We start from the raw sequence: 13,989 nt of genomic DNA on the forward strand, positions 1-13,989 counted from the left end.
GGGGTGGGCGGCCGGATTCGTGGTGCGGAGGATCAGGCGGTCTGCTTACGGAAGATCGACTTCGACCAGAAGTAGCCGCCCCCGGCGATCACGGCGCACCAGCCCAGCGAGACCCAGCCGTTGGCGCCGATCTCGGTGCCCATCAGCAGCCCGCGCAGCGTCTCGGTGATGGGCGTGAACGGCTGGTACTCGGCGAACTGGCGCAGCCCGACCGGCATGGTGTCGGTGGACACCAGCCCGCTGCCGAGAAACGGCATCATCACGATGGGAAACGGTGTGTTGCTGGCACTTTCCGGCGTGGGCGAGAGCAGGCCGAGGGCGATGGCCAGCCAGCTGAACGCGAAGGTCACCAGGGTGAGCAGGCCGAGGGCCGCGATCCATTCGACGAGACCGGCATCGGGCCGGAACCCGATCAGCAGCGCGACACCGGTCATCATCGCCATGCCGCCCAGCGCCTGCACGAGGGCGCCGAGCACATGCCCGGTGAGCATGGCCGACTGCGAGATCGCCATCACCCGAAAGCGATTCACGATGCCCTTGCTCTTGTCGGTGGCGATGGACACGGCCACCGACACCGTCATGTACGCGGGCAGCAACAGCAGCATGCCCGGGGCGAGATAGTCGATGTACTCACCGCCGGAGGACTTCTCCAGCGCCCCACCGAAGACGTAGTTGAACACCAGCAGCAGCACGGTCGGCATGACCAGGATGCCGAAGACCATGCTGGGATAGCGCTTCGCGTGGATCATGTTGCGCCGCAACATCGTCAAGGTATCGGCGAAGGCGCTGCTCGGGGTAGCGGTCTGGACGCTCATGCCAGGGACTCCTGTTCGGTGGTGGCGCCGGTGAGGGTGAGGAAGACATCGTCGAGATTCGGGGTGTGCACGGAAACCCCACCCGCTTCGAGGTTCTCGGCATCGAGCCGGTCGAGCACCGCGCGCAGCGAGCGCACGCCGCCGTCGCTGGGCACGGCGAGGGTGAGCCCGTCGCCGCCGTCGAGCACGCGCGCGGCCCGGCCGAAGGCGTGGCGGGCCGCGTCCAGGGCGACGTGATCGGCGAAGTCGATCCGGATGTGGCCGCCGGGGACGAGCCGTTTCAGTTCCGCCGCAGTGCCTTCGGCGACGATGCGGCCGTGGTCGAGCACCGCGATCCGGTCGGCGAGCTGATCGGCCTCCTCGAGGTACTGGGTGGTGAGGAAGACGGTGACGCCCAGATCGTCGACCAGTCCGCGGATGATCTCCCAGATGGCCCGGCGGCTGCGCGGGTCGAGGCCGGTGGTCGGCTCGTCGAGGAAGATCACCCGGGGGTCGCCGACCAGCGTCATGGCCAGGTCGAGCCTGCGGGTCATGCCGCCGGAGTAGGTGCCCGCGGGCTTGTCGGCGGCCTCGGCCAGGTCGAAGCGGGCCAGCAGTTCGGTGGCGAGGTCGCGGGTGGCGCGGCGGGGCAGATGGTTCAGATCGCCCATCATGTGCAGGTTCTCGCGGCCGGTCAGCAACTCGTCGACCGCGGCGAACTGCCCGGTGACGCCGATGAGCCCGCGCACCCCTGCCCGGTCGGCCGTCACATCGTGCCCGCCGACCGCGCACTCACCGCCGTCGGCGCCGATCAGCGTGGTGAGGATCTGCACGGTGGTGGTCTTGCCCGCGCCGTTGGGGCCGAGCAGCGCGAAGACGGTGCCTTCCGCGACGGTGAGGTCGATACCGTCGAGGACCGTGTGCTCGCCGTAGGCCTTGCGCAGGCCGCGTGCGGTGATGGCCGAGTTGACCATGGTCGTCCCTTTCCAGAGAATTGCATTCATTGCTGCGAATATGTGCATGAGTTATCGACACGTCCCCCCGGGGGGCGTGGTGGTGAGGTGGGTGTGCGGTTGTCGGCGAGGAGCTAGATGTCGAGTTCCTCGATCTGCGGGTGTTCGACGATGTCGGCCACCTTGCGGTACAGCTTGTCGGGAATGCGGCCCTTCAACGCGGTGACCTCGTCGAAGATCTCGTACTCGTAGTCACCCCAGTCGAAGGCGCGGTCGCCGATACCGAAGAAGCGGCGCCAGTACTTCCACTCCTTCATGTCACCGGCGGCCGGACCGGTCGGGTAGTCGCTCCAGGCCGCGGTGTGGGTGTGCAGCACGAGCTTGCCCTTACGACTGCGGTAGACGGTCAGGTTGCGCACCTGCTCGTCACCCATCTCCTGCCATTCCCCCAGCAGCGAGCCCTGGAAGCGCACCTGACGGGCCCCGTCGCGCCCCACCTGCAACACGATCTCCTCGAAGCCGGCCTCGCGACCTTCCTCCAGGTGGATCAGCCTGCGCAGTGCGGTGACGACCGTGCTGGACAGATTGCCCCCGACGAGTTCCTGCGCCCGCTGGAACAGGGGCAGATCGTCGTCGGCTACGTAGATCGTCTTGTTGGGCATGAACTCACTATACGTAGATGTATACGTACACACAAGGGGAAGTTTCCCGCCGATCCGATGAACCCCCGTTCCGCGCGCTCCGTAGTACCGGTTGGAGGCGGCCCGCAGGCCGCCGGGAACGCGCCGCGTGGAGGAGTGCCGATGCCGGACCGAGTGGTGGACTACCTGGTACGGGCGCTGGCCGAGCGGGGCATCACCCATCTCTTCGGTGTCGACGGCGCCAATATCGAAGACCTCTACGACGCGATCTTCGACGCGGACGGGCTGGTGACCGGCGTCGTCGCCAAGCACGAATTCTCGGCGGCGACCATGGCCGACGGCTACGCCCGCAGCACCGGCGGACTCGGCGTCGTCGCAACGACCTCCGGCGGCGGGGCGATGAATCTGGTGGCCGGACTGGCCGAGTCCTACGCGTCACGGGTGCCGGTGCTCGCGCTGATCGGACAGGCCCCGACCGGACTGGAAGGGCATGGGGCGTTCCAGGATTCGAGCGGACTGGCCGAATCCATCGACGCGCGAGCACTGTTCGCGACGGTGAGCCGCTACTGCGCCCGGGTCACCGACCCGGCGGCCCTGCCCACCCAGCTCGCGGAGGCGATCGCTGCCGCCGAGGCGGGCGGACCATCGGTGCTGCTGCTACCCAAAGACATTCAGCAGCACGACATGATGGCGACCACCTCCCACGACGGTGCCTCGCCGCGCAACCCAGCCGACCACCGACGCGAAGTCCGGGTCGAGGACACCGGCGGACACGCGACAGCCGGACCGGCGGCTCGCGCGCAGAGGGCGATCGTGACCTCCCGCGTCGGCGGAGCCTTCGTCGCCGGATTGCGGGCGGGCCCGGTGGTCGTCATCGCCGGTGACCAGGTCGCCCGCGACAACGCCCGCCCCGAACTGGCCGCGCTCGTCACCGCGCTGGGCGCCTCGATCGGCCTGGCCCCGGACGCCAAGGACGTCTACCCGAACAACGGCCCCGCCTACTGCGGTGTCGCCGGGAGCATGGGTCATCCCGAACTGCTCGACGCGCTGACCTCGGCGAGCGCGTGCCTGCTCATCGGCACCCGCCTCCCGGTGACCACCCGCGCCGGACTCGAATCCGCCCTGGCCCAGCGGCCCCTGCTGAGCATCGGCGCCCTCCCGCCCTACCTGCCGTCGACCCACTTGACCAGCACAGACCTGGCCACTACCCTCCGAGAACTGCTCCCCCAGCTCGATCTCCCCGCCGCACCGGCAGCCGCCCGCGAACCCACCCCGCTGCCCGTCCCCGAGTCCGACGGCCCCGGCCTGCGCTATCGCGCGGTCGTCGAATCCCTCCAGGCCGCACTGCCCGACGGCGCCGACATCTTCGCCGACGCGGGCAACACCGGCGCCTCGGTGGTCCACCACCTGTGCGTGCCCGAGGGCGGGCGTTTCGTGGTCGCGCTCGGCATGGGCGGGATGGGCTATGCCTTCGGCGCGGGCATCGGCTCGGCCTTCGCGCGCCGCGACGGACCGCATCGCACCGTCGTCATCGCCGGTGACGGCGCGTTCTTCATGCACGGCATGGAGATCCACACCGCCGTCGAATATGACCTGCCCATCACCTTCGTGGTCTTCAACAACAACGCGCACGCCATGTGCGTCACCCGCGAACAGCTCTTCTATCGAGACCGCTACAGCTTCAACCGTTTCCGGCCCGCCCGGATCGGTGCGGGCGTCGCCGCCATGTTCCCCGGGCTGGCGACCCACACCGTCGAACACCCCGCCGACCTCACCGAGGCCCTGCGCCACGGCTTCGGCACCCCCGGACCGGCCTTCCTCGAAATCCTCTGCGACGCCGACGAAATCCCGCCGTTCCAGCCCTTCTTGTCGACCATCGAATCCGCGAGGAGAACACCGTGACGACCAGCGCCCTGCCCGCACTCAGCGACATCCCCGACCAGGTGGTGCCCGGTGTGCTGCGGATCGAGAACTCCGATCGCGAGGCGACCACGCCGATCATCATGGACATGCTGCGGTCGGTGTATCCGCACGACCAGATCTTCGGCGAGTACTGCCCCGTGCAGACCTATATCGCCGCGCCGCCGCGCGAGGTCTTCGGGTATCTGGCCGACACCCGCTCGCTCGAGGAATGGACCTACAGCCTGCGCGGCTTCACCGAGACCGACGAGCCGGGGCTGTGGCTGTCCTACGACCGGCTCGGCGACAGCACCAAGTGCTACACCCGCACCGTCGCCCATCCCGAGGCCATGACCGTGGACTACCACTGCGCCTGGGACCAGTCCGCGCACCTGTGGATGATCTACCTGATGCGGGTGGTCGACGCGCAGGTGGTGTTCGACAAGCCCGGCTCGGTGGTGCTGTGGGTGAACTGTCACCACCCCTTCTACGACGAGAACGGCTATCCCGAGACCGCGCCGCCCGGGCGGCCGGTGTGGGTCGGTGACTTCTGGGAGATGTTCTCGGCCGGTCACCAGCTCGAACTGGACAACCTCAAGGCCATCTGTGAATACCGCGCCGCCCACGGGCTGCCGGTCAAGCCGGAGTGGATGCAGTGAACATGCCCGCAGTGAGCCTGGTCGACGTCGCGAGCCATCTGCCCGGCGACCCCGTCCCCACCGACTACTTCACCCGGTACTCGCGCTCGGAGCGGATGGCCAAGAACGTGATGTTCCGGTCGCCGACCGGGCGCCACCACGTCTCCCGCGACGACACCGCCGTCGACCTGGCCGAACACGCCTTCGCCGCACTGCGCGAACGCCACGGCGACGGCCTGGCCACCGAGCTCGACATCATCATCACCCACACCCAGCTCCCCGACAATCCGGTGCTGGGCGCGGGCCCCGAGCTGGCCCGCCGCCTCGGCGCGCACCCCACCCACGTGCTCGACGTACACAACGGCGGCTGCGCGGCCTTCGTACACATGATGGCGCTGGCCCGGATGATGATGGCCACCAGCGAGGCGAAGACGGCGCTGATCGTCGCCACCCAGAACTGCGCGGGCCCGGTGTTCACCCAGCCCGAGATCCGCAAGCTGGCCCAGGCCCCGGTACCCGGCGACGGCTGCGGAATCGGCCTGCTGCGCAAGGACGATTCGGCACCCATCCTCGACATCGAATGCCGCACCTATCCCGAATTCGCCGGTGACATGGACTTCTCCACCAACGGCCCGCGCAAGTACTGGGAGCCCGGTGAGGGGCAGGGGTGCGTGAGTTTCACCGAATCCAAGATCACCAAGGTGTTCGCGCGCGGCAATCGGCTGGTGCCCGAGGTGGCGCTGGCGGTGTGCGAACACATCGGGGTGAAGGGCCGCGATATCGACACCTTCGTCACCAATCAGCCGAACCGGCTGTTCCTGCGCAACTGGACCGACGCACTGGAACTGCCCGCCGAACGACATCCCGACACCTTCGACCAGTGCGGAAACCTTTTCGCCGCGGGCATTCCGGTGACCTTGGATATCGAGAACCGGGCGGGCCGGTTGCGCAACGGGTCGGTGGTGCTGCTGTCGGCGTTCGCGCACGCGGGCGATTTCGCCGGGGCGGCGGCGGTGCGCTGGGGCGCGGCGCGATGACCCTGCTCGCCGAACCCACCATCCCCTCCCGGCGTTTCGCCACCGGGAGCACCCGGTTCGATCTCAGCCTCAGCGAGAACCCTTTCCCACCACTGCCTTCGGTCATCGCGGCCGTGCACGAGACACTCACCCACGCCAACCGGTATCCGGAGTTCCTGCCCGAGCAGCTGCCGCGGCTGATCGCCGAGCATCTCGGTGTGCGGCCGGAGGAGGTGGTGGTCGGCTCGGGCGCAACCGGCGTGGCGCTGCAGGTGATGCGCGCCCTCGGTGACGGCGAACTCGTCACCAGCACACCGACTTTCGACGGCTATCCGGTGATGGCGGAGATGACCGGGATGACGCTGGTCCCCGTCCCGCTCGACGCGGCGGGCAATCAGGACCTGCCCGCCCTGCGGCGCGTGGTGAACCGCCGCACGGCGCTGGTCGTGGTGTGTCGCCCGCACAATCCGACCGGCACGCTGCTCGACGCGGGCGCGGTCCGCTCGTTCCTGTCCGCCGTCGGCCGCAAGATCCCCGTCCTGCTCGACGAGGCGTACGTCGAATTCCTGTCCCCCGCCGATCATCTCGACATCCACGACCTGCTGCGCAAACACCCCAATCTGCTCATCCTGCGCACCTTCTCGAAGGCATACGGCCTGGCCGGTCTGCGTATCGGCTACTGCCTGGGTCGCGCGCCGCTCATCGACCGCGTCCGTCACCAGCAACTCCCCTTCGGTGTCCCCACCGCCGCCGTGGCCGCCGTGCGCGCCAGCTACGCCGCCGAGCGCGAACTCCGCGACCGCGTCACCCGGATCAACCAGGAACGCGACCGCCTCCGCTCCGCCCTCCACGCCGACGGCATCCTCACCCCCGAAAGCCACGCCAACTTCCTCTTCCTCCCCGGACCCGGCCCCGCCACCACCCTGCGCCGCGCGGGCATCAAGGCCAAGCCCTATCCCGACGGCAGCGCCCGCGTGGCCATCGGCGACCCCACCGTCTCCGCGGCCATCCACAACGCGCTGACAACGCACTGACCTGCACATTCACGATTCGGCACTACGGGCTGATGCTGCCCGGGTTGCCCGCGCCGCTGAACTTCGTGGACGTGATCGCGGTGCTCGGTCAGCCACGAATCCCGCTGTGGCGCAACGACCATCTGATCGAGACGACCGATGCCGATACCGCCAATCTGCTGATCGGGGCCGGGGTGCGGTTCCCCGGGCAGTTCCGGGGGTATCAGGTGGCGCGGGACATGGAGCTGGCGCCGGATTCGAGCCTGGTCCGCTTCGGGGAGGACTTCCGGTTGGAGGGCCGCTACCCGGACTTCACCGTCACCTACCGCAATCCGGCGTTCGACCTGGACCTGCGGGTGCGCGCGACGGACAAGGTGTCGCACTTCGTGGCGCTGCGCGGCGGGCTCTACGACCACTGGTCGCTGCTGTGCCGGTACGAGGGCACCGTCACCCATCAGGGCGAGACCATCGAGATCGCCGGACTCAACACTCTCGAATACGCACGCGGCGTGCATGTTCCGCTGCCGCTGCGGTTCTTCACCTACCAGATCATCAATATCGACGACAGCACCCAGGTGCTCATGGTCGAGGTGCTCGGGCCGCTCGGGGTGCCCGTGCAGCGGGCGGTCTATCTGCGTTCGCTCACCGAGCACGGCGGCACCTACGAGGACGGCTTCCACTTCGCGGTCCAGCGCCTCGAACCCACCCCGCGCCGCACCCCCAACGGCCTGTCCATGCAGCTGGCATCGCAGTTCAGCTGGGGCGTGAACGACGACAACGGCGACGAGCTGATCGAGATCCACGGCACCACCAACGACGACTACGTCTACGGGATGGCGGGCGGCTACGTCGGCAGCTACGCCTACACCGGCCGGTTCCGCGGCGAGCCGATCACCGGCACCGGCTACATCGAGTACCTCGGCACCCGCTGAGAACCGTCGGCGGCGGGCAGCACCGCACTGCCCGCCCGTCCGGGATCAGCCGCCGCCACCGCAACCGCCACCGCCGCAGCCGCCACCCCCACCACAGCTGCTACCGCTGCCGCCACCGTCACCGGAGTCCCCGCCGAACCACAGGAATCCACCCCCGGTGGCCGCGCCGGACGCGGCAGCGCCACCCGAGCCCGCCCGCCACCGCTGACGGCGCGTCCGCAACGGTTGCGAATCCCGGGTCACCACCCGCACGCACCCGACCACGAACAGCACCGCGGCCCCGAGCAACACCAGTCCTCCGGCCAGCGGCGACACGATGGCGACGACGACCCCGATCAATGCGACGATGAACGCCGCGGCGACAACCTTCATGAACTTCCCCCGTTCAGATGCCTGCCTCCGTTGTACCGAAGACGGGCGCCGTCAGCCACCGATGCGGGGCGGCCTGGGGAAAGCGGTCAGTTGGCGGGGGCGCAGGTGTCGCGCAGCGAGCAGCCGCCGCAGGAGGAGCCGCAGCCGCCGGCCGGGGCCGGGGGCAGCAGGGGCTCGACGGCGCGGGCCGCGGCATTGGCGCCTGCGCCGAGGGTGAAGATCGCGATGACGGCCACGACGACCGCGACACCGACCGCGGGCAGCCCACCCGCGACCAGGGCGACCAGGCCACCGGCGAACAGCAGCGCGCCCGCGCCGACCGAGGTGGGGGCGGCGATGCGATTGGCGATACGGAAGTTGTCGTCGCTGTGCAGGGCGGCCTCGGTGGTGACACCGAGAACGGGATTGCGGGGCAGCTTGCCGAGCAGTCCGAGCACACCGGTCACGATGGCGACCGCGGCCAGCGCGAACAACAGGAGAGCGACGACGACCATTCCTGCAGGCTAGCGCACCCGCGCCACCCCCGGACCGAGCGCTCCCCGCCGAGGTGACCGCCCACACACCCCGCGGGGCGTGGGAAATCCGATGGCGAAGACGTTCTACCCTGTTAGACGATGTTTACCGGGGATCGGCGAGAACAAGAAGGCAGGACCGTGCAGGACACTCGTACTACCGAGAGTGACGTACCTCAGCACCGGTACAACGCCGAGCTGGCGGGGCGGATCGAGCGGCGCTGGCAGCAGAACTGGACCGAGCGCGGCACCTTCCACGCGCCCAATCCGGTCGGGCCGCTCGCCGGCGACACACCGCCCGACAAGCTGTTCATCCAGGACATGTTCCCGTTCCCCTCGGGCGCGGGCCTGCACGTGGGGCACCCACTGGGCTACATCGCCACCGATGTGTTCGGCCGCTACCACCGCATGCGCGGCCGCAATGTGCTGCACGCGCTGGGCTACGACGCCTTCGGCCTGCCCGCCGAGCAGTACGCGGTGCAGACCGGCGCGCACCCGCGGGTGACGACGCAGTCCAATATCGCCACCATGCAGCGTCAGCTGGACCGGCTGGGCCTCGGCCACGACCCGCGGCGCTCCTTCGCCACCACCGATCCCGAGTACTACCGGTGGACGCAGTGGATCTTCCTGCGCATCTACAACGCCTGGTACGACCAGGAGGCCGACAAGGCCCGCCCGATCGCCGAACTGGAAGAGCAGTTCGCCAACGGCTCGCGCCCGGTGCCCGACGGCGACTGGAACACGCTGGGCGCGACCGAGCGCGCCGCGCTGATCGACTCGTATCGCCTGGTGTACCAGTCGGATTCGATCGTCAACTGGTGCCCCGGCCTGGGCACGGTGCTGTCCAACGAAGAGGTCACCGCCGACGGCCGCAGCGAGCGCGGCAACTTCCCGGTCTTCCGTAAGCGCATGTGGCAGTGGATGATGCGCATCACCTCCTACTCCGACCGCCTGGTCGACGACCTGGACACGCTGGACTGGCCGGACAACGTGAAGTCCATGCAGCGCAACTGGATCGGCCGTTCGCGCGGCGCGCAGGTGCGCTTCGACGCCCCTGGCGCCGAGACCATCGAGGTGTTCACCACCCGCCCCGACACCCTGTTCGGCGCCACCTACGTGGTGCTGGCGCCCGAGCACGAGCTGGTCGACAAGCTGACCGCCGCCGCCTGGCCGGACGGCACCGAGGCGGGCTGGACCAACGGCGGCGCGGCCACTCCCACCGAAGCCGTCGCGGCCTACCGTGCGTCGATCGCGGCCAAGTCGGACCTGGAGCGTCAGGAGAACAAGGAGAAGACCGGCGTCTTCCTGGGTTCCTACGCGACCAACCCGGCCGACGGCAAGCAGGTGCCGATCTTCATCGCCGACTACGTGCTGAGCGGCTACGGCACCGGCGCGATCATGGCGGTGCCCGGTCACGACCACCGCGACTGGGAGTTCGCGACCGCGCTGGGGCTGCCGATCGTCGAGGTGATCTCCGGCGGCGACATCACCGAGGGCGCCTGGTCCGGTGACGGCGAACTGGTGAATTCCGGCTTCCTGAACGGTCTTTCGGTGGACGAGGCCAAGGCGACCATGATCGGTCACCTGGAGGCCGAGGGCCACGGCACCGGCACGGTGCAGTACAAGCTGCGCGACTGGCTGTTCGCCCGGCAGCGCTACTGGGGCGAGCCGTTCCCGATCGTCTACGACGAGCACAATGTGGCGCACGCGCTGCCGGAATCCATGCTGCCCGTGGAACTTCCGGAGATGGAGGACTTCGCGCCGGTCACCTTCGACCCCGACGACGCGAACTCCGAGCCGTCCCCGCCGCTGGCCAAGGCCACCGACTGGGTGCACGTGGAACTGGACCTGGGCGACGGCCCGCGCACCTACCGCCGCGACACCAATGTCATGCCCAACTGGGCCGGTTCGTCCTGGTACCAGCTGCGCTACGCCGACCCGACCAATGCCGAGACGTTCTGCGCCGAGGAGAACGAGAAGTACTGGCTGGGCCCGCGCACGGCCGAGCACGGCCCGAACGATCCGGGCGGCGTCGACCTGTACGTCGGCGGTGTGGAGCACGCGGTGCTGCACCTGCTGTACGCGCGGTTCTGGCAGAAGGTGCTGTTCGACCTGGGTGATGTCTCCGGTAGCGAGCCCTACCGGCGCCTGTACAACCAGGGTTACGTGCAGGGGTACGCCTACACCGACGAGCGCGGCGCGTACGTGCCCGCCGTCGAGGTGGTCGCGCGCGGCGACAAGTTCTTCTGGACCGGCACCGACGGTGTCGAGATCGAGGTGAACCAGGAGTACGGCAAGATCGGCAAGTCGCTGAAGAACGCGATCGCGCCGGACGAGATCTGCGACCTGTACGGCGCCGACACCTTCCGCTTCTACGAGATGTCGATGGGGCCGCTGGACACTTCGCGTCCCTGGTCGACCAAGGACGTCGTCGGCGCGCACCGCTTCCTGCAGCGCGTGTGGCGCCTGGTGGTCGACGAGGAGACCGGATCGGTGAAGGCCACCGACGCCGCGCCTTCGGAGGAGACCCTGCGCCTGGTGCACCGCACCATCGCCGGCGTGGATGAAGACCTGGCCGCGCTGCGCGACAACACCGCGGGCGCCAAGCTGATCGAGCTGACCAACCATCTCACCAAGAACTACCCCGACGGCGCCCCCCGCGCCGCCGTGGAACCGCTGGTGCTGATGCTGGCCCCGCTGGCCCCGCACATCGCCGAGGAACTGTGGGAACGCCTGGGGCACACCGCTTCCCTGGCTCACGGCCCCTTCCCGATCGCCGACCCGGCGCTGCTGGTCGCCGATTCGGTGGAGTACCCGATCCAGGTGAAGGGCAAGGTGCGCAGCCGCATCCAGGTCCCCGCCGACGCCGACCCGGCCGCCATCGAGGCTGCCGCGCTGGCCGACGAGAAGGTCGTCGCCCTGCTCGAGGGTCAGGCACCGCGCAAGGTGATCGTGGTCCCGGGCAAGATGGTCAATATCGTCCCCTGAGCCTGAAAAACGCGGCGCCCCGGACCTTTTCGGTCCGGGGCGCCGCGTCGTTCAGGGCCGTACCTCGAGCACGTCGTTCAGGGTGACCAGCGAGAGATTGCGCTCCCTGATGATGTCGACGAGTTGTCCGTAGCACCGGGTGACCGGGGCGAAATTGGCGTGGCCGATGACGATCGCCTGGGCCGCGAAATACTTTCGGGCGCACTCGATCAGGTATTCCTCGGTGATCAGGCCGGAGTCCGACAGCGAGCCGTACCACATGGCGGGCACGGTGTAGCCGAGGTCGGCGGCCACGCGATCGACGGTGGCGTTGTGATAGCCGAACGGCGGGCGGTAGAACGGGGTCCCGTCGACGCCGAAGGTGTTGTGCAGGAAGGTCTTCGTGCGGGAGAGCTGGTCGGCGACCCCGCTCGCGCTCAGCTTGGTGAGCGCGGCGTGGTCCCAGGTGTGGTTGGCCAGCTGGATCTGGCCGGAGTCGACCAGTGGGCGCAGGGCGTCGCGATGGACGGTCCAGGATTCGTAGTAGCCGGTGACGAAGAAGGTGAAGCGGGCGCCGGTGTCCTTCGCCCACCGCACATACGCGCCGACCACCTCGGGGCTGGCGCCGTCGTCGACGGTGAGGGCCATGCTGGTGCCCTGGCCCGGCAGCGCGGTGATGGTGCCCGGCCCGATGATCGAGCGGGGGCCACCGGGTGGCGGCGGGAGCACCGCGGGGGCCGGGGCGGGTGGCGCGAAGGGGATCTCGCCACCGGAACCGGATTCGACCGTCTCGCCCTCGGCGGTCGCGCACCCGGTCAGCGCCACGGCGGTACCCGCGGCGAGCAGAGCCAGCATTCGACGTCGTTCCACGCGCAATCCCCCTCCGGGATACCGGGCGTCCTCGTGCGCCCGATTATGCCGGGCGGAGCACGACTTCGGTCGGATGACCGTCGCGCGGCGTATCGACGGCGGTGCGCACCGCCCCGGCCACGGTCTCGGCGCGCAGGAATTCCTCCGGGCGGTACTCGCGGCCCTCGTCGGCCACGATCGCGCGCTGCATATCGGTGTCGATGCGGCCGGGGAAGATCGAGGTGACGCGCAGGGCGGGCTCCTCCTGACGCAGCGCGTCGGCGAAGGCGCGCAGGCCGAACTTGCTCGCCGCGTAGGAACCCCAGCCCGGATGCGCCCGCATCCCCGCACCCGAATTGATCAGCACCACATGGCCGTTCGCGGCACGCAGCGCGGGCAGCAGCAGCCTGGTCAGCTCGGCCACCGCGATCAGGTTGACCTCGAGAGTGCTTCGCCACTGCTCGACCGAGGACTCCGCGACGGTCCCGAGATCGGCGATCCCGGCGTTGTGGACGAGGACGTCGAGCCGCTCGATGCGCGCCGCCGCCTCGGCCACGGCCGGGTAGTCGGTGAGGGTCACCGGCCAGCCGGTCGCGTTCGGGAGTTCGGTGAGGATGGGTTTCAGCGCGTCGGCGGAACGCGCGCCGAGCAGCAGTTCGTGCGTCGGCGCGAGTTCGCGGGCGATCGCCGCGCCGAGGCCCCGGCTGGCACCTGTGATCAAGGCTGTCGCGGCGGGAGTGTTGGTCACCGTCATGATCCCCACGCTAACTGCCCGGGCGCCGCGACGGCGGCGCGGGGGATTCCGGCAAATCCGGCGATCCGGGTATTCGGCGGTGACACCTGGGTGGTTTCGGAGCTGATCAGGGGCGCTCGCTAGTACCGTCGGGGTATGACCGATCCTCGGTACAACTACGATCCAGCGAATCCCCAGTATCCGCAGAACCAGGGTCAGCCGCCCAAACCGGCGGTCAATATCGGCAAGCTCTGGGCGGGTGGGATCGGGACCGCCGTCGTGGCCGCGCTGCTCGTGGTCGTCGCGATCATGCTCGTGCGCGGCGTGCTCGGGATCGCGATCCTGTCGCCGGAGGGCGCCGGCGCGTACGGCACGGTGTCCACCACCTCCTACGCCATGGCCGCCGCGGGCGCCGCGCTGCTGGCGACGGCACTGCTGATGGTGCTGCTGCTGGCCATGCCGAGCCCGCTGACCTTCTTCACCTGGATCTGCCTGCTGGTGACCGCCGTCGCGGTGATCCTGCCGTTCACGCTGGTCGCCGACCTGGACGCCAAGATCGCGACGGCGGTGATCAATCTGCTCCTCGGCCTGTGCATCACCACCATGCTCAGTTCCGTCGGCGCGGCCGCGCAGAACGACAACCGGCCGGTGGGGTACTGACCGTCACAGC

General features: G+C 69.2%; 14 protein-coding genes. 7 read left to right on the plus strand and 7 right to left on the minus strand.

From position 1 onward, the window contains the following. Positions 1–32: 32 nt before the first annotated feature. The 3 genes from ACFC06_RS16945 to ACFC06_RS16955 all read right to left on the minus strand — a co-directional run bounded on the left by ACFC06_RS16945 (position 33) and on the right by ACFC06_RS16955 (position 2,409). On the minus strand, positions 33–815 hold the full coding sequence (locus ACFC06_RS16945; protein ID WP_375931593.1) for an ABC transporter permease: 783 nt from the start codon (positions 813–815) through the stop codon (positions 33–35). Beyond that, on the minus strand, positions 812–1,798 hold the full coding sequence (locus ACFC06_RS16950; protein ID WP_375931596.1) for an ATP-binding cassette domain-containing protein: 987 nt from the start codon (positions 1,796–1,798) through the stop codon (positions 812–814). Before ACFC06_RS16950 ends, ACFC06_RS16945 begins: the two co-directional genes overlap by 4 nt. Positions 1,799–1,881: 83 nt before the next feature. Then, entirely contained in the window at positions 1,882–2,409 is a 528-nt protein-coding gene (locus ACFC06_RS16955) for an EXLDI protein (RefSeq protein WP_375931599.1), read from the minus strand. 141 nt (positions 2,410–2,550) lie between these two features. Between ACFC06_RS16955 and ACFC06_RS16960 the strand changes: the two genes are divergently transcribed. The 5 genes from ACFC06_RS16960 to ACFC06_RS16980 are packed head-to-tail and all read left to right on the plus strand — an operon-like array spanning position 2,551 to position 7,886. Next, a complete protein-coding gene (locus tag ACFC06_RS16960; protein ID WP_375931601.1) occupies positions 2,551–4,290 on the plus strand; it encodes a thiamine pyrophosphate-binding protein in 1,740 nt (579 codons plus the stop codon). Beyond that, positions 4,287–4,946, plus strand: a complete 660-nt coding sequence (locus ACFC06_RS16965; RefSeq protein WP_375931603.1) for an SRPBCC family protein — start codon at positions 4,287–4,289, stop codon at positions 4,944–4,946. Before ACFC06_RS16960 ends, ACFC06_RS16965 begins: the two co-directional genes overlap by 4 nt. A 2-nt stretch (positions 4,947–4,948) precedes the next feature. After that, positions 4,949–5,962 carry a 3-oxoacyl-ACP synthase III family protein gene (locus ACFC06_RS16970; RefSeq protein WP_375931606.1) on the plus strand — a complete coding sequence of 338 codons (1,014 nt, stop codon included), beginning with the start codon at positions 4,949–4,951 and terminating at the stop codon, positions 5,960–5,962. Continuing rightward, positions 5,959–6,975: a pyridoxal phosphate-dependent aminotransferase gene (locus tag ACFC06_RS16975; protein ID WP_375931609.1), complete on the plus strand. Its 1,017-nt coding sequence runs from the start codon at positions 5,959–5,961 to the stop codon at positions 6,973–6,975. Before ACFC06_RS16970 ends, ACFC06_RS16975 begins: the two co-directional genes overlap by 4 nt. 32 nt (positions 6,976–7,007) lie before the next feature. Beyond that, entirely contained in the window at positions 7,008–7,886 is an 879-nt protein-coding gene (locus tag ACFC06_RS16980; protein WP_375931612.1) for a DUF6670 family protein, read from the plus strand. Between the two features lie 45 nt (positions 7,887–7,931). Here ACFC06_RS16980 and ACFC06_RS16985 read toward each other — a convergent pair whose 3' ends face one another. Continuing rightward, positions 7,932–8,258, minus strand: coding sequence for a hypothetical protein (locus ACFC06_RS16985; protein ID WP_375931615.1), 327 nt, complete (start codon positions 8,256–8,258; stop codon positions 7,932–7,934). A gap of 86 nt (positions 8,259–8,344) precedes the next feature. Then, entirely contained in the window at positions 8,345–8,752 is a 408-nt protein-coding gene (locus ACFC06_RS16990) for an SdpI family protein (RefSeq protein WP_375931618.1), read from the minus strand. 159 nt (positions 8,753–8,911) lie between these two features. Between ACFC06_RS16990 and leuS the strand changes: the two genes are divergently transcribed. Continuing rightward, positions 8,912–11,758 carry a leucine--tRNA ligase gene (gene leuS / locus ACFC06_RS16995; protein WP_375931621.1) on the plus strand — a complete coding sequence of 949 codons (2,847 nt, stop codon included), beginning with the start codon at positions 8,912–8,914 and terminating at the stop codon, positions 11,756–11,758. 51 nt (positions 11,759–11,809) lie between these two features. Here the strand turns inward: leuS and ACFC06_RS17000 are convergent, their stop codons facing one another. Together ACFC06_RS17000 and ACFC06_RS17005 are read right to left on the minus strand one after the other, a co-directional pair. Then, complete coding sequence (locus ACFC06_RS17000; RefSeq protein ID WP_375935547.1) at positions 11,810–12,592, minus strand: polysaccharide deacetylase family protein; 783 nt, start codon at positions 12,590–12,592, stop codon at positions 11,810–11,812. A 58-nt stretch (positions 12,593–12,650) separates the two neighbouring features. After that, positions 12,651–13,340: an SDR family oxidoreductase gene (locus ACFC06_RS17005; protein WP_375931623.1), complete on the minus strand. Its 690-nt coding sequence runs from the start codon at positions 13,338–13,340 to the stop codon at positions 12,651–12,653. A gap of 135 nt (positions 13,341–13,475) precedes the next feature. Between ACFC06_RS17005 and ACFC06_RS17010 the strand changes: the two genes are divergently transcribed. Next, the gene (locus ACFC06_RS17010; protein ID WP_375931626.1) at positions 13,476–13,979 is read left to right on the plus strand and encodes a DUF6069 family protein; all 504 of its coding nucleotides are present in this window, start codon (positions 13,476–13,478) and stop codon (positions 13,977–13,979) included. Positions 13,980–13,989: the final 10 nt, after the last annotated feature.

It is taken from the genome of Nocardia sp. NPDC056064 (assembly GCF_042266925.1).
In the GTDB taxonomy this organism is placed as follows: domain Bacteria; phylum Actinomycetota; class Actinomycetes; order Mycobacteriales; family Mycobacteriaceae; genus Nocardia.

Coding starts and splice junctions, on each gene's coding strand:
- ACFC06_RS16945 (WP_375931593.1), bottom strand. CDS start 815: ATGAGCGTCCAGACCGCTACCCCGAGCAGCGCCTTCGCCGATACCTTG.
- ACFC06_RS16950 (WP_375931596.1), bottom strand. CDS start 1,798: ATGAATGCAATTCTCTGGAAAGGGACGACCATGGTCAACTCGGCCATC.
- ACFC06_RS16955 (WP_375931599.1), bottom strand. CDS start 2,409: ATGCCCAACAAGACGATCTACGTAGCCGACGACGATCTGCCCCTGTTC.
- ACFC06_RS16960 (WP_375931601.1), top strand. CDS start 2,551: ATGCCGGACCGAGTGGTGGACTACCTGGTACGGGCGCTGGCCGAGCGG.
- ACFC06_RS16970 (WP_375931606.1), top strand. CDS start 4,949: ATGCCCGCAGTGAGCCTGGTCGACGTCGCGAGCCATCTGCCCGGCGAC.
- ACFC06_RS16975 (WP_375931609.1), top strand. CDS start 5,959: ATGACCCTGCTCGCCGAACCCACCATCCCCTCCCGGCGTTTCGCCACC.
- ACFC06_RS16980 (WP_375931612.1), top strand. CDS start 7,008: ATGCTGCCCGGGTTGCCCGCGCCGCTGAACTTCGTGGACGTGATCGCG.
- ACFC06_RS16985 (WP_375931615.1), bottom strand. CDS start 8,258: ATGAAGGTTGTCGCCGCGGCGTTCATCGTCGCATTGATCGGGGTCGTC.
- ACFC06_RS16990 (WP_375931618.1), bottom strand. CDS start 8,752: ATGGTCGTCGTCGCTCTCCTGTTGTTCGCGCTGGCCGCGGTCGCCATC.
- ACFC06_RS17000 (WP_375935547.1), bottom strand. CDS start 12,592: ATGCTGGCTCTGCTCGCCGCGGGTACCGCCGTGGCGCTGACCGGGTGC.
- ACFC06_RS17005 (WP_375931623.1), bottom strand. CDS start 13,340: ATGACGGTGACCAACACTCCCGCCGCGACAGCCTTGATCACAGGTGCC.
- ACFC06_RS17010 (WP_375931626.1), top strand. CDS start 13,476: ATGACCGATCCTCGGTACAACTACGATCCAGCGAATCCCCAGTATCCG.